The following is a 24,471-nucleotide window of genomic DNA, read 5'->3' as shown; positions in this document are numbered from 1 at the left end:
AGAAACATCCCTTTCCATCGTGGTTTCCAATTCAAGGTTACGATATAATTATATCGATTCTGTGATCGGAAATACCCGGTAATGAGGACAGTTTAACCCGGTAATCTGGTCATTCCAACTAAGGAGGCTATTCCGTGAATCCAACCATACAGCTGTTCAAGAGTGAATCCTTTTTCCAGAATAATCTGAAGCTGTTCGTGAACCGATGTTCCGAGGATTTTATGGTTCCCTTTCACGCACACGAGTTTGTTGAGTATAGTTATGTGGCAGAAGGAAAGGGCTTTCATCACATTGGTGACGATATTATTCCGGTACACAAAGGGATGTTATTTGTCATTCCAGTCGGCGTTCCTCATGTATTCCGCCCAGCTACTGCGAATGTATCAGAGCATCCACTCATTATCTATAACTGTCTGTTCAATTCCGAACTGATCCACACCCTGTCCATTATTATTCAGGAGCAGGAGATTCGAAACCATCTGACAGACCTGGAAAAGAATCGGGTTCCTTATGTATCCATCACAGATTACAGCCAACGGATGGAAGAATTAATGGTAAAACTGTACCGCGAATCTGCCGTTCCGGGAATCGGCTCTTCCACGATCCTGTATACGCTTGTTAGCCAACTCGTCGTGACGACTTACAGACAGATCCATCAAGCTACCTGCAAAGAGAAGGAAAATGCGACTGATATGGAACATATCCTTCATTACCTGGACCAACATGTTAACGAACGAATCCGTCTAAGCGAACTGGTGAGTATTTCTGGTTGGAGCGAAAGACATATTGGGCGCATGTTCGTGACCCATACCGGGCGGACATTTGGTGCTTATCTACAACATTTGCGCATACAAAAAAGCTGTGAATTGCTGAAGAATTCACAACATAAAGTCAGTTTAATTGCTGAACTTGTAGGTTACCGGGATGTAGATTCATTTTACGCTGTCTTTAAACGAATTACGGGAGAAACCCCGCAGAGCTATCGCAGGAACTTCAGAACTGAACCATTGAATTAAGTGTATTCCTGCCTTCCGTTCTTTCTCAGGGTTCATTTCTTTACAGGATCAAACTTAATCTCTTCATGTTCTCTTTCAAGCAGACGATCTACATAAGCCTTTGCACCTTTCCAAGAGGTCATCAACGGAAACTGATGCTGCTCCCGTTCGTTTATATTCCATGGATGAGGGATACAGATGACTTTTTTTCCGTCATTCAGCGCGGGTATCAGGTTATGTGCTCCATCATCAATTAATAGATCGAAGTTAATCAAGTTTTTCCGTTTACAGGTTATAAACTGTTCTGGAGATATGTATGGCATGTGCTTCTGAAGCCAATTCCACTTCTCTACAACCGTTTTGGGCTCAGCCGCGGTTAGGATCAGCAGATCATAGGCTTGATGGAGCTTTTCCACCTCTTCTACCACATATTCATCGTAAATCTCCAGTTCCTCAAACAGCCCTGGTCGACCGTAAAATACATCATGTGTACAATCCGGATGGCGCAAATGGGATGTATCCCAATGTTTCATATCCTCATATCGCAGCGGATGGGTTGGGAAATGGATATTGTTATGATAGATGGCTCGCTTGACCAGATGACATATGGTGTCATCCATATCTACAGCAATAATAGGTTTCTTCATCTTTATCCCCTCCAATAGGATCACAGTATATCATCATCAATGTAACAGCGCTATCCTTTTTCAGTTCAAAATAAAAAGCGGCCCCTGCGCCGCAATAACTGCTGCGCAAGGACTGCCCCCGAAATCAGCCCAAATCTTCGCCATTCGTAGCGATGACGTTCTGATACCAACCAAAGCTCTTTTTCTTATAGCGATTCAATGTGCCTTGTCCGTTGTCGTCCTGATCGACGTAGATTACGCCATAACGTTTTGACATTTCCGAAGTGGACGCACTGATGATATCAATTGCACCCCAGTTGGTATAACCCATAAGGTCTACCCCATCCATGACTGCTTCTTTCATTTGTGTAATATGTTTTCTCAGATAATCAATCCGATAATCATCATGAATGGAACCATCGGCCTCTACTATATCCTTGGCACCAAGTCCGTTCTCCACGACAAACAACGGCAGTTGATAACGATCATACAGCTCTTTTAGCGCCACACGAAGTCCAATCGGATCAAGCTGCCAGCCCCATTCTGTACGCTCCAGGTTCGGATTCTTAATCGTACTGTAGAGGTTGCCTCCAGTTACTCCATATTCCTCCGGATTCACTGCGGATACCAGCGATGTATAATAGCTAAACGAGATGAAATCAACCGTATGCTCTTTCATAATTGCTTCGTCTCCAGCTTCCATCGCAATGGAAATGCCATGTTCAGCCCAATAACGAGCCATGAAGGTAGGATAACTGCCTCGCACCTGTACGTCGGTATGCAGCAGGTTCAGCTGATTATCGATCTGAGCTTGCAATACATCCTCCGGCTTCGACGTGGCCGGGTAGTGAATCATGCGCGCAAGCATACAGCCAACCTGGAAATCAGGGTTAATCTGACGTGCCTTCTGCGTTACCAGACTGCTGGCAACAAACTGATGATGAAGTGCTTGATAGGAAGCTTGCATCACATTATCGACACGATCTTCAATGATGCCTCCACCCGTGAATGGCTCAATAATGGTTGTGTTGATCTCATTAAACGTCAGCCAGTATTTCACCTTGTCTTTGTAGCGATTCATTACGGTCTCGGCGTATCTTACAAAATGTCCGATCACTTCCCGACCTGCCCAGCCGTTGTACTTCAATACCAATGACATTGGCATTTCATAGTGAGAGAGCGTCACGAGAGGTTCGATATGGTGCTTCCGCAATTCGTCGAATACTTCATCATAGAAACGCAATCCTTCTTCATTCGGCTCAGCATCGTACCCGTTCGGGAAAATACGCGGCCAGTTGATGGAAAGACGGAATGTCTTGAAGCCCAGCTCGGCGAATAACGCAATGTCCTCTCTGAAGCGGTGATAAAAATCAATACCGTAACGCTTCGGATATCCCTTCGCACTGTGGTGAGCCATCGCTTTCTCAACCGTTGCACTGGTCACGTGCATCAGTTCTCTAAGGTTCGTGTAATCCTTTTTCTCAAAATAAGGAACCATATCCGCTGTGGACCAGCCTTTGCCCCCTGCATCAAATCCACCTTCAGCCTGGTTGGCAGCAATTGCGCCGCCCCACAGAAAACCTTCCGGAAACCCTTGTCGATTGATCATGCGTATCTCTCCTCTTCTTATTGATGTCGTCTATTTCTTCTTAAGTTCGTCTTTCGGCTTTAAATTTCAGCTCTCAATACTTCTTCACCGATTGTAATTGCACCCAATTTCACAGGCAGAACCTGCTTGTAATCTGCTGTATTCGTAACGACCATCGCCGTTGTAATGTCATATTCCTTGGCAATTTGATCAAGTTCAAACGTGAGTAACTTGTCTCCTGCCTGTACACGTGCTCCCGTAGCGACATGGGCTTCAAAATACTGTCCGCGCAGTTTCACCGTGTTGATTCCCACATGGATCAGAAGCTCCATTCCGTTATCACTGCGGACGACGATCGCATGTTTCGTTTTGAACACATTCATGATGGTACCTGTAACTGGTGACACCAGTTCGCCCACCGTTGGAACAAATGCCACACCTTTACCCATCAATTCATCGCCAAACGTTGGATCATTAACTTCTTTGAGTGCGATCGATTTACCCGTCATCGGTGCGATGGCTACCGCATCACTTGTTGGTGTCGGAGCCCCCATATCGTCCACGTTCACGGTTGCAGCATTGCTGGAAGGTGCCGCCGCTGGTGCCGTAGAAGCGCCTGGTGAGAATTGAGCCAATGCCTCGGCATCGCCCTCTTCTTCCTTGATCCCGAACACAGTTGACATAATTGCACCCACGACAAAGGCAAGAATCATACCGCCAAAGGAGTACCAGAAGGTTTGTCCGATCAGGGATGGCAGACCCGGGAGACCACCGTTACCTGCAAGCACATAAGCTTTGGCTCCAAAAGCAAGCGCGAATCCGCCACCCACTGCACTACCAATCATCGCAGCGGCAAACGGTTTTTTATATTTCATGTTTACGCCGTACATGGCTGGCTCGGTTACACCCATCAGAGCTGTGAAGCTGGTGGACAATGCAACGGTTTTAAGCTTTTTGTCTTTTGCACGGAAGAATACGCCTAACGTCGCTCCGGCCTGTCCCATATTGGAGATGAACGTCAGTGGCAAGAATTTATCGAAGCCTAATGTAGCAATATTGCTCAGGATGATCGGTACGAGCGCATAGTGCATACCTGTCATAATAATGAGCGCCATCGCGCCGCCCAGAATAATCCCTGCAATTAATCCGCCTTCGTTCAGCAGCCAGTTAATACCACCGGACAAGCCGCTACCTACAAATGTTCCCAGTGGACCAATCGCAATCAGTGTTACCGGTACCATAACAAGCAAGGTAATCAGTGGCACAAGCAGCAACTTCAATGCTGCTGGAATAACGCGGTCAACCCATTTCTCAACATAAGACATCAGCCATACAGCAAGCAAAATTGGAATAACCGATGAGGCATAGCTGACAGCCGTTACCGGAATGCCAATAAACGCAACCGATTCACCGCTGGATAGCAATGCGCCCATATCGGGATACATCAGCGCAGTACTTAGCGCAATGGCTACAAACGGATTACTGCCGAATTTACGAGCGGCACTAACTGCGATTAGCAGCGGAAGGAAGTAGAATACGCCATCCCCAATGGCGGAAAGGATACGGTACGTGTCAGTGCCTGCTGACATCCACTCCAGGGATACGAATAATGCAAGCAATCCCTTGAGCATACCCGCAGCTGTAATCGCTGGAAGCATTGGTGCAAAGACACCCGCAATTGTCTCAAAAATATTGAGAATTACATTTTTACTTTTTTCAGGTTTAGCCTGTTTATTTTCTGAACTTTGCTGTATTGCCGGGTGTTCCTTCACCATAGCATCGAATACTTTGGACACGTCATTCCCGATAATCACCTGGAATTGATCCCCTGAGATATTTGTTCCCATGACTTTATCCAGCTTTTTGAGTGAGTTATTATCCACTTTATCATTATTTTTCAGATCAAATCTCAGCCTTGTGACGCAATGATACACCGAGTTGATATTGTTAGTTCCCCCAACGGCTTTGATGATTTCTTGTGCCGTTTCCTGATGTTTCATGATCGTTTCCTCCTCATTTTTCCAATAAAAAATACCCGAACAAATAGCCACGTCTTCTACGTGTCATTCATTCGGGTTTTGCCTGATTGAACAGTAACAAGCCCATTTGATATTTAGTTGAGTTCTGGTCATGTGCTGATATTTCATTGGTCACGCTTCGGTCTCATTAACCGCTCCAGATGAAGGGTCAGATACAACTGTTCCGAATGCGTCATATCATACTGATAGTTCTTATGGATAAAAGTCTCAATCTTGCCGATACATTTGAAGGTTTCGGGATAGTTTTTCCGTACAACCTCGTATAAATACTCCTCCGCATCGTCATGTGATGAGTGAGTAATGACCCGTTGGCAGAAATACTTCAAATGAGTAATGAAACGGAAATAGTTGACGCTATCTTCATCCAATTCGACATTGAAGTGATATTTGATAATGTTCATGATCTCTTGAAGCAGCTGCATCAAATGAGTGACATCGTTCATGGAATCATTGACTTCCGCATTGATGAAATGCAGCGCTATGTTGCATATTTCATCCTTCGGAAACTCCACATCCAGTCTTTCCTTCAGCAAGGTGAGCGCTTCCCGGGCTACGTCAAACTCGGCCTTGTAGAAATGCTGCACTTCCCAGGAGAGCGGATTGCGTGTAATCATTCCCTTTTCCAGACGCTGGACAGCAAAATGAATGTGATCCGACAGTGAAACATAAATCCCGTCACTGATGGTTTTGTTCAATTGCGTACGTGCCAGTGTCACAATATCATCTGTCGCCTGCAGGATTTCGATCGGCACTTCCGTGACGATGGACTTGAACTTCTCATAGATCGATGCATCCTGAAGCCGGAATACTTTCTCAATCCGCTCTTCATCAATCTCATCGCCTGCCTTGAACTTAAACCCGATACCCCGGCCGAGGATCAGCAGTTCCTGATTTTTGTCATCCACGGTACTGACAATATTGTTATTAAATATCTGTTTAATAATCATGTTGGACCCACCTGTTTTTTTTGAGGATTAAAAAAGGGCAAAACCAAAATAGAAATAATAAAATCATTTCCATAGTGGTTTTGCCCGCATTACCGGTAACAAGCCTCGGATCTAATTTATCATAACCTGAAAACGGTGTCAACCCAAAATGCTACCACTGCTATTTTACTTCGTCTTGCTTCCAAGAAAGATTCCCCTACAGTTCCACACTGGAGGGTATGCCCTCTTAATATTTACATGTTGATGCAGAAAAAAACCGGGTAATTATTCTAACAAAAATGAAAATGTATTCTTTTCATCACAGGAAATTCCCTGCCTTGAACACAAATAAGAGCCCTTCTTTCGAAGGACTCACGCTTACTAAATATCTAATCATTGCTGGAACGTCACATGAATCTGTACAATCTCGGATCGGCTGCTTGTGCGGATGGGAGGTCCCCAGAAGCCAAATCCAGAGGTGACGATGGAGTGCATGGAGCCCTTTTGCAGATAACCCCAATCATTCTCATAAATAGCCTGTGTGATGAACTGAGCGGGTGCGATCTGACCACGATGGGTGTGACCAGACACGACCAGATCTATCTTGTTCTGTTCCGCTATATCCAGATCATACGGCTGGTGATCCATCATGAGTACAGGCTTGCTCAAGTCGGTATCCTGCATCAACGTCGCTACTTCTGCACGATCCTTCTCTGTCCGGTCTTTCCGTCCAATCAGCGTAATCTTGTCGTCCAATGTAATTTTATCATCATACAGAACTTGCATATTACTCTTCTCCAGAGCAGCAATCAGATCCTCGATCGGACCATTATACTTGTCGTGATTGCCCAGTGAAGCGTACACTCCGTAAGGGGCCTGAATGCTACTGATAATATCCGCAATCCCACTCTTGAGGTACATATCCAGGTTGTCATCGATAATATCACCAGGATAGAGCACCAGATCCGGCTTCAGTGCGTTAATTTCTTCCACCATACGTGTAGCGTGAGCAGGGCCGGACAACAGACCAAAGTGCATATCCGCAGCCATAACAATGTTGAGGCTATCGACACCTTCCACTTTTTTATCCATCTGAATGCTGTATTGCCTTACGACTGGGCTATAAGCGTTATAGATACCGTAACCCAGCGTAGACAGCAAAAGTACAAGGGTGGCCACACCTGCCCATTTATGAGCGTAATGTCTTGGAATACGCGTTAGTCTAAGTAACCATAGCGTTAGATGAACCACTGGCAGAATTAATACCAGCAGAGAAAAAATCGCAAGCCAGTACGAACCGATTACACTCAGGAAGGAAATACTTCCAAACAACCGTGCCAGTATAAATGAAATTGAAAGGAATACGAGCCCAACGATGTAGACCCAACGAAATCTCGGAGATACAACTGGCTTCATCCAGCTCCACCCGCTCCATCCTATGTAAAACACTAATAAACCGTACACAATCAAAAACAAGATGCCTGCAAGTACGAACATGCTTCCGTTAACCTCCACGTCAATAAGTTGATTGCTGAATTTTCTCTTAATCGAATTCCAGTCCATCTGAACAAGTATAACGCAGTTAAAGGGGACAGGACATCTGTTTCCATTCCGCAGATGCGTACATTTTATTACAATTTGGGATACTTGAATTCCAATCATTATATATCAGCCGATACGTCAACCCTTAGTCTGTCATATGAATAAAAAAACATTCCTGTGTCCGCTCATGACTGAATAACATCATGAACTAGCACAGGAATGCTGAATGATCTCGATTATATATTACTCGTTAGTGTCCATCCATTGGAAGTGGAATGAACCTTCTTTGTCCACACGTTTGAATGTGTGAGCGCCAAAGTAGTCACGTTGTGCTTGCAACAGGTTCGCAGGCAAACGCTCAGTGCGGTAGCTGTCATAATAAGACAACGCGCTGGAGAATCCAGGAACCGGAATCCCTTGAGTTACCGCAGCTGCAACGACTTCACGCCATGCACCTTGGTAGGATTCAACAATGTTTTGGAAGTATGGGTCCAGAAGCAGATTTTTCAATGCTGCATCCTTGTCATATGCTTCTTTGATGTTTTGCAGGAATTGCGAACGGATGATGCAGCCACCACGGAAGATCATGGCGATGTTGCCGTATTTCAGATCCCAACCGTACTCGTCGGAAGCTGCACGCATTTGGGCAAAACCTTGTGCGTAGGATACGATTTTACTTGCAAACAGGGCTTTGCGTACATTCTCGATGAACGCTTTTTTGTCACCGGAGAATGCCTCAACCGCAGGTCCATTCAGGATTTTGCTCGCTGCCACGCGTTCGTCTTTCATTGCAGACAGGAAACGGGAGAATACAGATTCCGTAATCATGGACAATGGTACGCCGAGATCCAGCGCGCTTTGGCTTGTCCATTTGCCTGTTCCTTTTTGTCCAGCTGCATCCAGAATGACATCAACCATGGGTTTGCCGGTTTCCGGATCGTATTTGGAGAAGATGTCTGCCGTGATTTCAATCAGGTAACTATCCAGCTCGCCTTGATTCCATTCGGAAAAGATTGCATGCAATTCTTCAACGGACACATTCAGCACGGATTTAAGCAAATGATACGCTTCTCCGATCAACTGCATATCTCCGTACTCGATACCGTTATGCACCATTTTCACATAGTGTCCGGCACCATCTGGTCCGATATATGTGCTGCAGGCGTCATCGCCAACTTTAGCGGAGATCGCTGTAAGGATCGGTTCTACCAACTGATAAGCACTTTCTTGTCCGCCTGGCATGATTGCCGGGCCTTTCAACGCGCCTTCTTCCCCACCGGATACACCCGCACCGATGAAGCGGAAACCTTTGGCTTCCAGATCTTTGCTGCGGCGTTGGGTGTCAGGGAAGTATGCGTTCCCTCCATCAATGATGATGTCGCCTTCGTCCAAGTATGGCAGCAGTTGTTCAATGGTTGCGTCCGTTGCTTTACCCGCTTGAACCATGATCAGGATTTTGCGCGGAGATTCCAGGGAAGCTACGAACTCTTCAATCGTAAATGCGCCTGTCAGGTTTTTACCTTCGGCTTCTTTGAGAAGATCGTTCGTTTTCTCCGGGGAACGGTTAAATACCGATACCGAGAATCCTTTGCTTTCAATATTAAGGGCAAGGTTTTTACCCATTACTGCAAGTCCGATGACACCGATCTGTTGTTTACTCATTATGTCCTCCCAATACTCTTTATATATAGTAGGTTAAAATTCAAGATCAACAATCCATTATTACTGAACTGTTTTTTTCCAGTCTGCTGCGAATTTCTCCATGCCTTGATCTGTCAGCGGGTGTTTGGAGATTTGTTCAATGACGGAGAATGGAACAGTAGCGATATGTGCTCCTGCCATTGCTACACGTGTAACGTGGTCCGGATGTCTTACAGAAGCCGCAATAATCTGTGCATCCAGGTTATGTGTACGGAACAGCTCAGCAACTTTGGCAACCAATTGTACACCATCTTCGGAGATGTCATCAAGACGTCCCAGGAACGGGGATACATATGTTGCACCGGCACGAGCAGCCAGCAGCGCCTGGTTCACGGTGAAGATCAACGTTACGTTGGTTTTCACGCCTTTTTTGGTCAGGTAACGGCAAGCTTCCAGTCCTGCAAGTGTCATTGGCAGCTTGATTGTGATGTTTTTGTCGTTGTTATTGATTTTGATCAGTTCGTCTGCTTGAGCAATCATCTCTTCAGCTGTAATCGCATCTGGTGTTACTTCCGCAGATACAGATTCAACTTCAGGTACCTCACGCAAAATTTCTTCAATGCGATCTTCGAATTTCACGCCTTCTTTGGCTACCAGAGAAGGATTCGTTGTTACACCAGACAGGACGCCGATTTTATATGCTTTTTTGATGTCTACCAAGTTTGCTGTATCGATGAAAAATTTCATGTTCAATTACCTCCAAGGGATATGTTTTTGTTTTTTTATGTTACAGATTTGCATTAACAGCCAGAGGAACTTCAATATCATCTTCAGCCTGCTGATCAGCAGGTTGATCAAACCACCAGTGGTGCCCTTCTGCAGCGAGCATCGCATCCGACTCTGCTGGTCCATAAGTTCCAGCCGGGTACAGATGAAGTGGGAGCAAATTCTCCTGGAATGCATCCAGAATAGGTTGTACCCAAGCCCAAGACAGTTCTACTTCATCCCAATGGGCAAAGAACGTTGGATCACCATGCAATGCGTCATGAATCAAGTTCTCATATGCCTCCGCCAGATCCTCACGATCTGGTGACAGATCAATATGAACCGGCTTGAACTCCCCTTTGTTTTGCGGGTCACTTGCATTCAGCTGCAGCGTCATGCTCTGGTCAGGACTCATCTCAATTACAAGCAGGTTCGGTTTGGAACCGTTAACCACGTTAGACTGACCGGATGGTTCCTTGAATTCAATGACAATACGAGTGGATTTCTCCTTCATTCGTTTACCAGTACGGATATAGAAAGGTACTCCGCGCCAGAAAAAGTCATCAATCTGCAATTTCGCAGCAATAAACGTATCATTCATCGTATTTACGGCAACACCCGGTTCAGCTGCATATCCGCTAACGGATTTGCCTTGAATGTTTCCTTCAGCATACTGTCCGCGAATGACGCTTGCACCCACGTTTTGCTTTTGCAGTGGCTGGATCGATTCCATGATGTGTTTTTTCTTCAAACCGACTTTTTCCGTGGTGCTGTTATATGGAAGCTGGATCGCCATCATCATAAGCAATTGCAGCATATGATTCTGGAACATGTCACGCACGGCGCCTACATGATCATAATAGGATGCCCGTTCTTCCACGCCAACAGTCTCATTAGCGGTGATCTGCACATTGGAGATGTAACGGTTGTTCCACAACGCCTTCATGATCGGATTGCTTTGATGCAAGGTTTCAAGACGCTGTACCATCGGTTTGCCCAAATAGTGGTCAATTCGATAAATTTCTTCTTCTGTGAACGCTTCGCTTAATTTGAGATTGAGGTCACGAGCCGATTGCAGATCATGTCCAAATGGCTTCTCGATCACAAGGCGTTTCCAGCCCTCAGTTGATCCAAGTCCACTTTCCTGGATGTTCTCTGCAATGGGTTCGAAGAATTCTGGACCAACCGAAAGGTAAAACAGACGATTGGACGGAATGCCAAGCTCAGCCTCTCTTTGTTCAACCAAATGTAACAGCTCTATATAATCTTCCTTATGGCTTATATTCAATACACTGTAACGGAAAGCCTGCACAAATGATTTCACAACTTCAGGATCAGCAGGGCGTCTGGAGAATTCATTTAATGATTTTTCCACTTGTGCCTGAAAAAATTCATCAGACCATTCTCTGCGTCCCAAGCCAATCAGCGAGAAGGATGCCGGAAGTTTCTGCTCAATGTATAAATTATATAAGGCTGGATATATTTTTCTTTTGGCTAAGTCGCCAGTCGCACCAAATAAAATAATGCTCGTTGGTTCCATCTCACTGTTCTCCTTCCAAGTAACTCTGGTTTCTTTGCTGTAGTTACACTATAATACGTTTTATAGCCATACAAGTAATTAATATATTTCACAGGAGCTATAGACGATATCTATGACTACAAATTATGAATTATATAAGGTATTTTACTGGGCTGCCAAAACAGGCAGTTTGACCCAAGCCGCCAAAGCGCTATATATTACTCAACCAAGTGTCAGCCATGCCATCAAACAGCTGGAAGAAAGCTTTGGTCTTACGTTGTTTTACCGAAATTCCAAGGGAGTTGCGTTAACTCAGGAAGGTGTAAGTCTGTATTCCTATATTGAACAATCCCAGATTTTGATCTCGCTGGCCGAGGAGAAAATGGCTGCATTGAAGAGTTTAGACAACGGAGAACTAAGGATTGGTGGCAGTGATTCGCTGTTCAAGCATTACATGCTGTCCTATCTGGAAGAATTCCATGTGCTCTACCCTAACATCAAGCTGCATCTAAGTCATGGTACAACGCCGGAAGTCATTACGTTTCTGAAAGAAGGCAAAATTGATTTGGGTGTTGTCCGGATGCCCATTGTTGATCCGCAGCTTGAGGTCAGGGAAAGTATCCAGCTTAAAGACTGCTTTGTCGCGGGTGAACGATATGCTCAACTGAAGGATAAAGTTATGACACTGGACATGCTGCTGGAGCATCAACTGATTCTTTTCTCCAGAAACAGCCGGGTTCGGATGGCAATTACGGAGCTGTTCAACAGCTATGGCTATACACTCAAACCCGAGATTGAGGTCGGCAGTGTAGATTTGTTAATCGAATTTGCGCGGCGGGGATTGGGCATATCATATGTCACCCGTGAATTTATTTCCAAAGAGCTGGAAGAAGGCTCTCTCTTCGAAATACAGCTGGATGTTGCCCTGCCCCCTTCGCATGTGGGCATCATGACAAAGCGAAATATGCCGATTTCCCTGGCAGCCAATCGATTTATGGATCTCATTTTTAAAACGGAGTAAGATTCGTTGGTATGCCTATCCTTAACAGAGAATTCAGAATGTGTATTGGAACAAAATATAAGCCCGTAATCGGAAAATTTTCCGGTCACAGGCCTGAATTCGTTCATCTGATAGGAGAACATGATGATGTTTATCCCTTGGATTTTTTGGATGATTTGGATGATTTGGAAGCTTTGATCTCCTGATCGGAAACAGAATCCACACATCCAATCTGCGGCCCCAAAATAGCATCATTCTTAATGGATGCCACTGCCTTCGCGTACGCCTCCTCATCAATGCAGTATGCACGATGGGCAACTTCAGGCGGCGTTGCAGCCAGGAAATCAGCCCCTAGCACAATGTCCGGTGTAGGTTGATCAAATATCGTCAAGAGGTGCACCTCATCGGTCTCCGCCACAAACCAGTGAAACCATCCTTGAGGGAATATCGAAACCTGACCTGGCTTCAAGTGATAACTTATCCGCTCACGCTTGAACGGATCGTAGACAGAGGTGGTAATTTCACCGTTGATCAGAACGACCATCTCCGTCACATTGGTATGCCAGTGGGGCTGCACAATAATCCCTTTGCTCATGTGTACATTGAAGAATCCATTTTTGATCGTAGGCAGCTGCGGTCCAAACAACTGGGTAATATAATTGCGCGAGTCTCGCTGATAATTCAACACCGCTGTCGAATCCGCCGCCAGCTGAACATTCGGGGCTTGCAAAATCGGATTAGTCATACCGCTGTTTCCTCCTTATAGGCGTACATCTCATTGTAGTACTGTATGCGTTAATAAGCGGAGATAATACCGAGGACAAGTTTCCATTGCAATTAAAACACTTAACACCCTTGTCCTGTTGGGAAACAGGTCTCGGGCGTTAAGTGTTTTATCTATAGCCTTGCTTTATATTAAGCAAGCCCCGGGTATCTTCCCCCTGCGGCAAATCCTTTGGGAGATATCCGTTATACTTTGCATCACCTCTCTAGACGAGTTAACCTCTCTCCCCTGCTCAAGCCAAGAAGGCAACGCAACTGTACAAACAATATCTCAAGGAAATTCGTCAGTTGGCTCAAAGCCAGATAAGCAACGAACTGATCCAGAAGCAGCTATCTTCCATGGTTGAAACCTACACGCGAACTTTCAACAAAATGGATGCCAAAACTGGCTTTATTGAAACAATTGAACGTGAGGAAATTTATGTTGTTCTTGCGACATTGCTTGATCAACTGGAACAGGAACTGGGCAATGAGAGTACTATTAAAGTAAACCGTGAGGCGTTATTTGAGGTGTTTGATCAGTTGAGGGATTTCTAATGTTGTATTGTAATTTCCAAACAATTGGACAAGAAAAACCGAATTCATTGGAATCTGGCCCCGCCATATCTGACGCTTTGAGGATTGCTGGGTTGTCCTTCACGTTCAGGTTCACCCCGCGCTCCACCAAAAACCTTGATGACTGGAAGTTGATTGGTGATTAGGGCAATATCCAATGGCGTCAATGCTATATATTTGCTGAGCGTACTCTCTTTTTCGAGATCCATGCCCTGTTTAATGAATTCTTCTACAGCCTTAACATCCTCCTTGTAAATCGCGCCATGGCGTGATCAGGCAGCGTTTCAAACGTACCTTGATCGCCGATTTTGAACAAAGGTGTGATCTTCATGCATTGTGCTAGTATATTGAATTCCCTGGTATCCCCCACTTCTTATAAAATCACTTATATATTGTGTGGGAAGATAGTAATTTTACACCTCAAGCATATATTTTATTGTTTCTAACATTCAAATAAAATATTTTTTTGAATCATTATGAGCAAAATTAGGAATTTTCCTTTATCAATCTGGGATGACACCACACTTTCAATGATCATCAATGCCCCCAATCTAAATCCATTCGCAAAGACCGCACTTGAATGCATAGAGTGAACATGATCAATCTTATCGAATAGTTCCTCCAACTGTTTAAACTCGTCCTGCGAGAGTTTCTGCTGAAAATTTTCTATGGAAGCTGAAATTTCTTTATTAACAGATCGATATAACGGATCTTTCGGTAGAATATTTTCTTCAGGTTTGATACTTCCGTAATACAAGTCTTCAATATACTATTCACAATTAATTACCTCCTTCATTTGATTCCTTCAGTAAATATAACTGATTTGCAGTATTTCATAGAGATTTATGCAATATTCGCATATATGTTTCCATTGTTTGAGTTCGGCCTAGCTCGTATGCTAATATAATGAGCAACTATTTTTACATGAATTTTCACAAATTAAAACACATAGAAAGGACACTATGAACCCTTCATCCATACCATCCATGTTGCATCAAATCATCCCGCCGCTGGATCTGCGCAGTTGCTTAGTCAGCGTACGTGATGAGATCATATACGAACACTACCGTAATCAAGAAGCAGCTACCCATATTGCCAAAATCAATTCCTGCACCAAAAGTGTACTGTCCGCGCTCATCTGTATTGCTATGGATCAAGGGGTGCTGCCTGAGGCTGACACGCCGATCTCCACCTTTTTCCCACAGCTGATCTCAGACCCTGACCCCCGCAAACCGAAGATTACGTTAGAGCAGTTACTAACTATGACGGCCGGATTCAACTGGGACGAATTCGGAGGACAGAATTCATTTCCGCGTATGACGCGTACAGATCACTGGGTGAAGTTTGCGTTGGAGCAACACTTAAGTCATGTGCCAGGTACATATATGGAATACAATTCAGGGGTATCGCAGATATTGTCTGCCATCCTCATGCAAAGTACAGGTATGTCCGTAGCTGGGTTCGCGGAACGTTACTTATTTGGCCCGTTGGGGATTCAACAGTATGAATGGGAAAGTGACCCACAAGGTGTACATACCGGGGGGTTCGGTTTAAAAATGTTGCCGCAAGATTTACTAAAATTCGGACAACTGTTTTTGCAACAAGGCATGTGGAACGGGCAGTCGTTGATTTCGAGTGATCTTGTTAGCCGCTCTACAAAACCTGCCATTTCGGTTGCTCCACCCAATCATGGAAGTTACGCTTGGCATTGGTGGGTGGATGCTTATACCAACGAAACTTCAGAAGCTAAGGTTGCGGAACAGCCCACTTCCATACTCCACTATTATTACGCCCGTGGATTTGGTGGTCAATTTGTATATATCGTGCCGGCTCTGGAACTCGTTGCCGTGCTCACCAATGACAAACGAAAGAAGGAAAAACCTCCACTGGATGTGTTCCCCAAGCGGATTGCTCCTGAACTGTTAAAATGCTTGTAGCTTTCTTCGTTTTCATTTAATGGGTAATAAATAACCCCCAACCGTTTGGGGTATTCCCGAATAGTTGAGGGTTATTTGTTTAGCTTTATTAGAATTAGACATGTCATGCTATCGATTATCGCAAACCTTGCAGTTCAGCCTCTGAACTTCCGACATCCGTCTTCCTATCACGGGAAGATCTCGTATTCATTAGATAGTATAACGTTGCGTAGATCGTAAGAATAAACGTGCCAAAGAACATACAGAAAGCCAGCGATGGACGACTTACACTCTCATGCATAAGTTCAACCAGCGTCTCTCGATTGGTTAATGCATCCCAGCTGTTCAGGCGATATACACGTCCTAGCAGAACACCGTAACTCCCCAGTGCACATCCTCCTAGTACAAAGATCCATGAAATCCATCGTCCCATTTTGTAATGGATCACTTCCTGAAGCTGATACATCGACAGAAATCCGAGCAATAACCCTGTCCAAACGAACATTAAAACCACAATTAAGTCATACCAGTACTTGTAGTCCAATCCATTGCCTCCGCCATAATAACGGGAACTGCGTGCCGTCAGGTGAACCAGATCTGTTACAATATAGGAAGAGTTCGGGAAGAACAATAGCCAGAGCAATCCGCTCACAACACCAAGCCACGCTGCACCCTTCCATTTAAGATGACTGAACCCATAGGCCACATATGAGAATACAAAAGGAATCCAGCCCAAAAACAGATTCCAGATGAGGAAGCGAAAATAGCGCTGATCCAGCCAATTCGCAGCCGCATAATACAAACCGAGAGTCACCGCCGTGACCACACTAAGGAAAATAAATATTTTGATATAATTCAGTTTTCTCAATGATATTTACCTCACTTGATCCAATAAAATACGTTCAGCTCCGAAAATATCGGATAATCTCTTCCTTGTTCTTTTCCACACGCAGATTCAGTCCACGTTTATCCTTCAAGCCATATTGCTGCAGTTCATGTCCCGGATCAAGCACCAACGGTTTAGTTGCCACATCCCCCAGCAAGTTCATTGTCAGTTGATAGGCTTCACGCAGCTTATCCACCGGAATAATCGATTCATATCGCTTGATCAACTCTATCAGACGTTCCGCATACACCAAACGCACCATACTGTCCGCACTCGTCAGTTGTCTCGATGCAAATGCTGTAATTGCAGTGACAATCAGCGGATTTGCATGATATCTTGCAATCGACGCAAGCTCATCAACCGCGTCCCAGTTCATGATAGATAATTCAGAGGTTAACTGACCTATTCTTTCTTCCATCCATGTCTGTTCCAGCTCTTGCGGCACATCCCATTGTTTATATTCTGCATAAACACCACCACGATGCATCTGAACAGCGCTCCCATAATGTTTAACGAATAACGCTTTGGGAAGGCTCCAATCGGTTTCCATCCAACCACCACCATACCTGTCTCTATTTTCGCTTATAACCAACACACATTACATAAATTTACTATTAAAGACCATACTAGGATCATACCATTTCCCAAAGGAGAATCAAATTCAATGCAGCCTCCAAACCGCATTCAATCTGCAAATAACGCAAATCCAGTCTTCACACCTCAGATGAACCATGGCGGACATGAAATGTTTGATATGCATGAAATTCTATCAGGGGCCATCAATGTGTTGGATCAATACATGATCTTCAGGACGTTTGTACAAGATACTGAACTTCTTCATATTCTTGATCGTCAATACAACTTCATGTTATCCCAATATAATCTGACTGCAGAATGTTTCTCAACTGGGCACAAGCCTCATCACGAGACTGCAACCTACATGATTCCGAACATCGTACCACCTGTATATGGCCTGAAGCCTTCTGCTCCGAAAAAGCCAAACCAATCCCTTTCAGATGTGAAAGATGCAGGCATCAGCGGTCATATGCTGGGATTGATTAAGTCACATGCCTCTCTGCTGGCCATGTCTGCTCCTGAAATTACAAATGGAGCCGTGCGCCGAGTCATCGCTTCGCAGGTACAACAGTTTATAGAAATGGCCTACGAAATTTTTATGTATCAAAACCAACACGCCTATTATCAAGTGCCTCAACTGAATACAAATGATACCACGCAGATGCTTCAGGCATACGTTCCGGCAAATGGTGCACCTCAGACGTCAATCAATAATAGACCGCCTCTTCATTAATTTAAAATATAGCAGGTCAAAACAGCCAGCCTTCTCAACCGATACAGGTTAGAAAGGCTGGTCTTTGGTGTTTCTTCCATTCAAAGGGTTCATATTTGCAACGAAAATATACTTGATTCGCTTACCAGAAACTGGTTTAATCAAATAAAACCTATCCCAATCAGCCTTTCGTTCACATGTATAATGCTGTACATAACACAATACTTCCATCATAAAAATAAAAAAGAAGAGATGCAGATCACTCATTGTTCACCTAGGGAGGTATAGGGAGGTATAGGGATGCGGTTAAATCAATCTATTAAACTTGGCTTTCTGGCCATGACACTAAGCTTTACTGCCATTGGCGCAACACTGACAACACCTCAAACAGCACTGTCTGCTCCTGTCCCCACTTCTAAAGCGGTGTATCACCAGTTTCAAATCTATTGGAAAAATGCAACAAAGTCCACGGCCAGTCTGATTCAGGCACGGAAATATCTACTGAATCATATCGATGAAGTTAGCCCTTGGCAGGCCACCTTGATGACCCTGCAGCTCGAAAATTTGCAAAATATCAAACTTGCTGAATTGGAAGAAAAAATGTATACGGACCTTGTTCAAATTGCCTTGTCCCAAGCCCATTCCAAGATAGGTTATGAACAAAAGCTTACCTATAGCAGGTTAATCAGGGAAATCAAAGATCCGGCGATTCGCAAGCTTTTGCAGGAAGCTTCTGATCTCGGATATAAGCTGGAAACCAGTGAGGGCATATATTACCCCATCATCAATTATGAGACTTACAAAAAGTTTCAGCCCTTCGTAAAACCTGACATTGCTGCTTATATTGACATTATGGCTGCTGAATCCAATCAGACCACCACTTCGGATGCTGCCATTGTCGTACCATGGGATGAATTCATACGGCGGATACTGGAGAAAGAAGCTTTTCTGAACACGTATCCGAATTCAAATCGAACTTCAATGGTTACTCAGTCCTTCTATGTGCGTTACCTGTTCTACGGAAGTGATAACACCCCTGCCTATGAGTGGAACAGTGAAGAGAGTGAAGAGCAGGTACGTACACTTGATCCTGAAGTCAAAAAGGCATACGAAAAAGCACTCCTTAAACGGGACCCGAATACAAAAAGCGAGCTTCTGGATACGATCGAACGGCTCCTGCCTGTCCTTAATCAAAACAATGATGAACTTTCTCCCGAAATAGAGAAAATTATTGAACCAGTATTACACCAATATGGCATGGAATAAATTTATTTCTGTCACTATGCAAAAAGCGGCAGTCCTTTTTAGAGGACATACCGCTTTTTTTGTTCACGTTCACGTTCACGTTAACACTGACCTCAGTTTCTCCGGATTCACAACGAGATAGACTCCCTCAATCCGCTCTCCGAGAGAATCCAGTTCCAGACACAGCACTTCGGACAACTGACCGTTTTCCAGTAACGCAAGGTGAGGCTCTCCGTTGATATATGTGGGTATCCACTCTCGTTCTCGCAATCGCGTAAGCACACGGCGAGAGGTCAACAAGGCGAGTACGCCCTTACGAACTCTCATCGTTCTCATGACCGTATGCACACGTCCACCGCCATCTGCCGTAAATACAGGTTGTTCAGCAAGCAGCTCCAGCATCTCGGAAACATCATAATTCAGAAAAGCAGTTGTAAAACGAGCCAGCAATTGCTCTTTTGCAGCATAATCTGCGGAACTTTGTTCCATCGGCGGAAGTCTGTCGGGAAGCTTGCGTCTCGCCCGGCTAAAGATCTGACGGCAGTTGCTCTCTGATTTGCCCAGCCAATCCGCTATTTCCGTATATTCATACTGGAATGCCTCACGAAGTACAAAAACGGCCCGCTCCATCGGGGAAAGCTGCTCCAACATAACCAGATAAGCGTAGGAGATCATCTCCTTCTGCTGCACCGTTTCTTCCGGAATGTTAACCATCTCACCGTCACTCATCGGCTCGGGAAGCCATTCTCCAACATAACTTTCCCTTTGATTGCGGGCAGAGTTTAGCAGATTCAGACTCCGGTTTACGATTAGTTTAGCAATATAGGACTTGGCATTACGGATATCCTCAAGAGACTTGCTCTGAAGCTCTGCAAAACAATCCTGCACCATATCTTCAGCCTCCACAACACTGCCAAGCATGCGATAAGCAATGGAAAAGGCATAGGCTTTGTAACGAATATACAATTCACCAACTTCCAGAGAAGACACTTCTGGCTCATTGGTGAAGGAATTGAATTTCATGAGAATGGCCTCCTCTGGCAGATGGTCGAATGTTTACTTATTAAAGCAGCCAGGGTACATCCCTGTGGTAATGGCAATCCGGTTCCAGCTATTGATGGTATTGATCGCCATGATCAGATCCACCAGTTCGGCCTCACTGAAATGATCTCTAACTTTTTCATACAATTCAAGTGGTACGCCTTGTTCCGAAATAAGTGTTACGGCTTCAGCCAGCTCCAGCATAACACGTTCTTTTTCCGTAAACAAAGACACCTCGCGCCACACACTCAGCAGCAAAATGTGATCGGCATAATCTCCAAGCTTCAACAGATCTTTGGCATGCATATCGAGACAAAACGCACAGCCATTGATTTGCGATACACGGATTTTCAGCAGCTCATATAACGGTTTGTCTTCAAACTGACCCGAAATGTGCTGCTCCAATGCCATCATTGCTTTGAAAGCACCCGGATTAGCCACTCTATAATTCACTCTTATACTCATTGCATTCGCCTCCGTATTTTGGTCTACAACCTGAAGACAAATCAAGGATTACATCTGTGACACTTTTCTATAAAAAAATTTCTTCAGCATATTCGGGCACAGAATATAGCTCGACAACGTTAAGATGAGTAACTTGAATGGAGCTTGTCAGGCATGAATATAGTTCACGTAAAGCGTTATGTATAAACAGGGGTTTCCGTATTTATGTTAGCTGTTTGATGTTTTGTTTGTGATTTTGAACAAATAATCATTATACATATTGATACACGACACAAAAGAGTAGTAACATACGGCTACAAAGTAAACTTTCCTGACATATAAAAGAACGATTCATTATCCTAGCAAGGAGTGACTTCCATGATAACTTCCAATTCCAATCCTCAACTTACATCCGAACTGCCTCGCGGCTGCACGTTCTCCGCTGAAGACTGGCATGTATTATCTCAATATTGGTATCCGATTGCCCAGGCAAGCGAAGTGACAGATAAACCACTGGCCGCTCAATTGCTTGATGTCCGCTTAGTTCTGTATCGCAGCAACGACAAAGTTGTCGTTGCCAAGGATCTTTGTTTTCACCGTGGTGCTCCGCTAAGTAAAGGCTGGGTAGAAAATGGCGAAATCGTCTGCCCCTATCATGGTTTCCGTTATAACTGTGAGGGTAAATGTACCGCCGTACCTGCACACCCCAGCTCCAAAATTTCTCCCAAACTGAAACTTATCATATATCCTGCGGTTGAACGTTATGGTTTGATCTGGACTTCACTCGCCGGTACCGATGAGTAGATTCCTGCATTCCCCGGATGGGATGATCCGGATTATATCAACATTCTGCCCCCGAACTTTGATATCGCAGGTTCGGCAGGACGTCAGATGGAAGGATTTCTGGATGTATCCCATTTTGCCTACGTGCATACCGAGACGTTCGGCGACCGGAACAACACCGAAGTGCCCCAATACAAAGTTAAGCGCGAAGGCAATGAGCTGCTTGCCGAATACTGGAGTTCTGTCAGCAATTATGGCAAAGGTCAGGATAATGTGGCACCCGAGGGTTTTCAGTGGCTGCGTGAATTCCGCGTATTTCCACCATTCTCCGCTTCACTTACCGTTCACTTCCCGGAGAACGACAAGCTGAATATTCTGAACTGTGCCTCTCCCATCTCTGCACGTTTTACGCGGTTGTTCTGTCCGATTACCCGTAACTTTGACAAGGATGCTCCAATTGAAGATACAATCAAGTTTAACTTGCAAGTATTTGAGGAAGATCGGGAAATGGTGGAATCACAAAAGCCGGAGGATTTGCCGCTGGATCTGCATGCAGAAGCGCACATTCCAGCAGACCGTACCTCTATTGCTTATCGTCAGTTATTAACAGAGCTTGGTTTGGGACGAAATTACACCTCGTAAATTAAAAAACACTTGAACAAAAAAAGGAGATGTCCTCCGCCATGTTTATGACTTTTGGACATCTCCTTTTTTGGCTTCCAATCACATGTTTAATAGATCAAACCAGTTTTGTTTCCATAAGTTCAGCTATAGCTTCTGCATTGCCTTTGTCTGACGAATAACCTGACATGACTGCATAAGCAAACTTTTTCGAATCCATTTTCATTTTGGATTTCATTCTGCATTCTCCCTTTCAGGTTTAATTATGCTTTGTTCAGCCATACACGCATTTCACCTGAATCTCGGTTTGCCCAGCAATAATAAGGAATCAAACGCAACTGGATCGTGTTATAGGTCTCAGGCGCTCGAGACGCATACAATACGTTTTCCCATTCCGGTTCAATATTTCTTTTTTCAACTTCTGCAAAGATTGTACCTATTCCACCTAATAACTCAGGATGGAACGTATACTCGTATTCTTGCTTTACATTTAAGCGGACTAAATGAAGATGGTTGCCGTTGTCTACTTCCTCTACACAATAGATGAAAGGCCCGCGTCCTATAGCCACTTTGCCGATATCATCCTGTACAAGCGGGTGCGCAGCATATTCTTTGATCTCCATCGGCAAAATAAATTCTATGGTGTCATCAGACTGCCACGTACGATCAATGTGAATAAATCCGTTGTTCACTTTGGTTTGAATCGGATTACCATTTAACAATAAGGTATACCGATCTGCCCAGTATGGTAATCGGATCGCCAAATTAAAAGCTGTCGGTTGTTCGGTACGAGTCACCATAGAAATATGGCCATCCCAAGGTAAATCGGTTGTTTGCTCAATCTGCACCTTACGCTCATCCATCTCTAGTTCTGCTGTACTTGTGATAAATAAATGGGTATATATCGTATTTTGCTCTGGCTGAACCGTATATACATATTTATGAAGTGAGGTTAATAATCGAGCCAGATTAGGTGGACAACAAGCACAGCCAAACCATTCAGGGCGTGTCACTTTCACATGACTTTTGCCAGGATCATTGCGGCTGTTATCGGGATTTACTTCTAGCGGATTCACATAAAAAAAGTGCTTGCCATCCAGTGCCATTCCACTAATAGCGGTATTGTACAATGCACGTTCCAATACATCGGCATATTCAGCCCGCGCTTCATTTTTGAGCATATTAAAGGCAAAAAAGATAAGCCCGATCGAAGCACATGTTTCGCAATACATCGTATCATTTGGCAGATCGTAGTCCTGTGTAAATGCTTCTCCATCTACTGTTGAGCCAATACCTCCGGTAATGTACATACGTTTGCTGACTATATTTGCCCAAAGACGACGACATGCTTCTAACATAGGAGCATCCCCTGCAAGGCGTGCTACATCGGCCATCGCTGCACACATATAGACAAGTCTAACCGCATGACCTTCTGCGGTCTGTTGCTCTAAGACGGGTTGGTGTGCTTGATAATATTGAAGTTGGCGGTGGCTCATCCCTTCTATCACCGGTTTGGTTCCTGAATCTTCTGCTTTTTGTCTGGCAAAAAAGGTTGGGTCAGTTCCACGCTCATACAGAAAATAACGACTTAGATTCAGATAACGTTGCTCCCCGGTTAAGCTGTATAACTTCGCTAACGCAAGCTCAACTTCTTCATGACCGTCGTATCCCTGAATCTGGTGCTCGCCTTTACCAAAATGAAAATCAATACAATCCGCTAATCGACAAGCAATGGTTAGTGCTTTTTCATTTTGAGTAGATTCATAATACGCCACTGCGGCTTCAATAAAGTGTCCTGCACAATACAATTCATGGCTTTCAGCAAGCTGTTTGAATATGCGCTCGGGTTCTTCAATAGAGAAATACGTATGGAGATAACCATCTTCCTCCTGTGCCAAAGCAATAAGGTCGATCACGCCATCTGCTAATTCTTTTAAATCGGGATCATGATGAATGGATAAGGAATACGCAACCGCTTCAAGCCATTTATATACATCGCTATCCTGAAACACCCAGCCATAATGATTTCCCTGCTTCAAACCGGCAGCAATTTTGAAATTTTCGATGGCATGACTTTTTTCGGAAGGAATCGTATCATCATTTCTTTCTTTTTCGATCGTTATATTGGCATTATCATTCAACACATTCCATTGATAAGGAATCATTTCTGTACGCACAAGTTCCCGATAATGAGACCAGAATGAATCCGTAATCTTTAATGACTTTAGTTGTAGTGACATCGTATATCTCCTCTCGTGAGTAAAGTTT

Annotated in this window: 23 protein-coding genes; 8 read left to right on the top strand and 15 right to left on the bottom strand. The window is 44.3% G+C overall.

The features are described from left to right. The first annotated feature begins 134 nt into the window (after positions 1-134). Positions 135-1,016: an AraC family transcriptional regulator gene (locus BMW94_RS17830; RefSeq protein ID WP_079693973.1), complete on the top strand. Its 882-nt coding sequence runs from the start codon at positions 135-137 to the stop codon at positions 1,014-1,016. A 32-nt stretch (positions 1,017-1,048) separates the two neighbouring features. Here the strand turns inward: BMW94_RS17830 and BMW94_RS17825 are convergent, their stop codons facing one another. The 8 genes from BMW94_RS17825 to zwf form a co-directional block, all read right to left on the bottom strand. Beyond that, positions 1,049-1,642 carry a 5' nucleotidase, NT5C type gene (locus BMW94_RS17825; RefSeq protein WP_091000354.1) on the bottom strand — a complete coding sequence of 198 codons (594 nt, stop codon included), beginning with the start codon at positions 1,640-1,642 and terminating at the stop codon, positions 1,049-1,051. Between the two features lie 124 nt (positions 1,643-1,766). After that, on the bottom strand, positions 1,767-3,230 hold the full coding sequence (locus tag BMW94_RS17820; protein WP_091000353.1) for a glycoside hydrolase family 1 protein: 1,464 nt from the start codon (positions 3,228-3,230) through the stop codon (positions 1,767-1,769). Between the two features lie 59 nt (positions 3,231-3,289). Beyond that, a complete protein-coding gene (locus tag BMW94_RS17815) occupies positions 3,290-5,209 on the bottom strand; it encodes a beta-glucoside-specific PTS transporter subunit IIABC (protein WP_091000352.1) in 1,920 nt (639 codons plus the stop codon). A gap of 143 nt (positions 5,210-5,352) precedes the next feature. Further along, positions 5,353-6,195, bottom strand: coding sequence for a BglG family transcription antiterminator LicT (licT, locus tag BMW94_RS17810; RefSeq protein ID WP_091000351.1), 843 nt, complete (start codon positions 6,193-6,195; stop codon positions 5,353-5,355). Between the two features lie 372 nt (positions 6,196-6,567). Beyond that, complete coding sequence (locus tag BMW94_RS17805) at positions 6,568-7,671, bottom strand: metallophosphoesterase (RefSeq protein WP_091000350.1); 1,104 nt, start codon at positions 7,669-7,671, stop codon at positions 6,568-6,570. A gap of 288 nt (positions 7,672-7,959) precedes the next feature. Continuing rightward, on the bottom strand, positions 7,960-9,378 hold the full coding sequence (gene gndA / locus BMW94_RS17800) for an NADP-dependent phosphogluconate dehydrogenase (RefSeq protein WP_091000349.1): 1,419 nt from the start codon (positions 9,376-9,378) through the stop codon (positions 7,960-7,962). A 60-nt stretch (positions 9,379-9,438) separates the two neighbouring features. Further along, positions 9,439-10,104, bottom strand: a complete 666-nt coding sequence (gene fsa / locus BMW94_RS17795) for a fructose-6-phosphate aldolase (RefSeq protein WP_063563123.1) — start codon at positions 10,102-10,104, stop codon at positions 9,439-9,441. Between the two features lie 40 nt (positions 10,105-10,144). Further along, positions 10,145-11,662: a glucose-6-phosphate dehydrogenase gene (gene zwf / locus BMW94_RS17790; protein ID WP_091000348.1), complete on the bottom strand. Its 1,518-nt coding sequence runs from the start codon at positions 11,660-11,662 to the stop codon at positions 10,145-10,147. A gap of 112 nt (positions 11,663-11,774) precedes the next feature. Here zwf and BMW94_RS17785 point away from each other — a divergent pair, with 112 nt between their 5' ends. Next, entirely contained in the window at positions 11,775-12,662 is an 888-nt protein-coding gene (locus tag BMW94_RS17785; RefSeq protein WP_091000347.1) for a LysR family transcriptional regulator, read from the top strand. Between the two features lie 130 nt (positions 12,663-12,792). Here BMW94_RS17785 and BMW94_RS17780 read toward each other — a convergent pair whose 3' ends face one another. Then, positions 12,793-13,386, bottom strand: a complete 594-nt coding sequence (locus BMW94_RS17780; RefSeq protein WP_091000346.1) for a cupin domain-containing protein — start codon at positions 13,384-13,386, stop codon at positions 12,793-12,795. Positions 13,387-13,712: 326 nt separating this feature from the next. Here BMW94_RS17780 and BMW94_RS17775 point away from each other — a divergent pair, with 326 nt between their 5' ends. After that, positions 13,713-13,961 (top strand): hypothetical protein, encoded by a 249-nt coding sequence (locus BMW94_RS17775; RefSeq protein ID WP_175480747.1) that lies wholly within the window; start codon positions 13,713-13,715, stop codon positions 13,959-13,961. Between the two features lie 460 nt (positions 13,962-14,421). On the opposite strand, the gene BMW94_RS31325 is transcribed toward BMW94_RS17775, so the two are convergent. Next, on the bottom strand, positions 14,422-14,736 hold the full coding sequence (locus BMW94_RS31325) for a DUF6809 family protein (protein ID WP_368086918.1): 315 nt from the start codon (positions 14,734-14,736) through the stop codon (positions 14,422-14,424). A 205-nt stretch (positions 14,737-14,941) separates the two neighbouring features. Between BMW94_RS31325 and BMW94_RS17760 the strand changes: the two genes are divergently transcribed. Further along, a complete protein-coding gene (locus BMW94_RS17760; protein WP_091000344.1) occupies positions 14,942-15,916 on the top strand; it encodes a serine hydrolase domain-containing protein in 975 nt (324 codons plus the stop codon). Positions 15,917-16,031: 115 nt separating this feature from the next. Here BMW94_RS17760 and BMW94_RS17755 read toward each other — a convergent pair whose 3' ends face one another. Both BMW94_RS17755 and BMW94_RS17750 read right to left on the bottom strand, forming a co-directional pair. Beyond that, positions 16,032-16,763, bottom strand: a complete 732-nt coding sequence (locus tag BMW94_RS17755; protein ID WP_091000343.1) for a DUF1361 domain-containing protein — start codon at positions 16,761-16,763, stop codon at positions 16,032-16,034. A 34-nt stretch (positions 16,764-16,797) separates the two neighbouring features. Continuing rightward, positions 16,798-17,331: a hypothetical protein gene (locus BMW94_RS17750; protein WP_091000342.1), complete on the bottom strand. Its 534-nt coding sequence runs from the start codon at positions 17,329-17,331 to the stop codon at positions 16,798-16,800. A 114-nt stretch (positions 17,332-17,445) separates the two neighbouring features. Here BMW94_RS17750 and BMW94_RS17745 point away from each other — a divergent pair, with 114 nt between their 5' ends. Together BMW94_RS17745 and BMW94_RS17740 are read left to right on the top strand one after the other, a co-directional pair. Further along, positions 17,446-18,090, top strand: a complete 645-nt coding sequence (locus BMW94_RS17745; protein WP_091000341.1) for a spore coat protein — start codon at positions 17,446-17,448, stop codon at positions 18,088-18,090. A gap of 279 nt (positions 18,091-18,369) precedes the next feature. Further along, positions 18,370-19,335 (top strand): hypothetical protein, encoded by a 966-nt coding sequence (locus BMW94_RS17740; protein ID WP_091000340.1) that lies wholly within the window; start codon positions 18,370-18,372, stop codon positions 19,333-19,335. A gap of 75 nt (positions 19,336-19,410) precedes the next feature. Here the strand turns inward: BMW94_RS17740 and BMW94_RS17735 are convergent, their stop codons facing one another. Together BMW94_RS17735 and BMW94_RS17730 are read right to left on the bottom strand one after the other, a co-directional pair. Continuing rightward, complete coding sequence (locus BMW94_RS17735) at positions 19,411-20,337, bottom strand: sigma-70 family RNA polymerase sigma factor (protein ID WP_091000339.1); 927 nt, start codon at positions 20,335-20,337, stop codon at positions 19,411-19,413. 33 nt (positions 20,338-20,370) lie between these two features. Beyond that, positions 20,371-20,820, bottom strand: coding sequence for a carboxymuconolactone decarboxylase family protein (locus BMW94_RS17730; RefSeq protein ID WP_091000338.1), 450 nt, complete (start codon positions 20,818-20,820; stop codon positions 20,371-20,373). 357 nt (positions 20,821-21,177) lie between these two features. On the opposite strand from BMW94_RS17730, the gene BMW94_RS31160 reads away from it, so the two are divergent. Together BMW94_RS31160 and BMW94_RS31155 are read left to right on the top strand one after the other, a co-directional pair. Beyond that, positions 21,178-21,603, top strand: coding sequence for a Rieske 2Fe-2S domain-containing protein (locus BMW94_RS31160; protein ID WP_302848005.1), 426 nt, complete (start codon positions 21,178-21,180; stop codon positions 21,601-21,603). Between the two features lie 87 nt (positions 21,604-21,690). Beyond that, the gene (locus BMW94_RS31155; protein ID WP_302848004.1) at positions 21,691-22,224 is read left to right on the top strand and encodes a hypothetical protein; all 534 of its coding nucleotides are present in this window, start codon (positions 21,691-21,693) and stop codon (positions 22,222-22,224) included. Between the two features lie 242 nt (positions 22,225-22,466). Here BMW94_RS31155 and BMW94_RS17720 read toward each other — a convergent pair whose 3' ends face one another. After that, a complete protein-coding gene (locus BMW94_RS17720; protein ID WP_217648189.1) occupies positions 22,467-24,443 on the bottom strand; it encodes a glycoside hydrolase family 127 protein in 1,977 nt (658 codons plus the stop codon). Between the last annotated feature and the right edge of the window lie 28 nt (positions 24,444-24,471).

Source organism: Paenibacillus sp. OK003, assembly GCF_900109515.1.
GTDB lineage: Bacteria > Bacillota > Bacilli > Paenibacillales > Paenibacillaceae > Paenibacillus > Paenibacillus marchantiae.
This window is presented reverse-complemented; position numbering and strand designations above follow the sequence as displayed.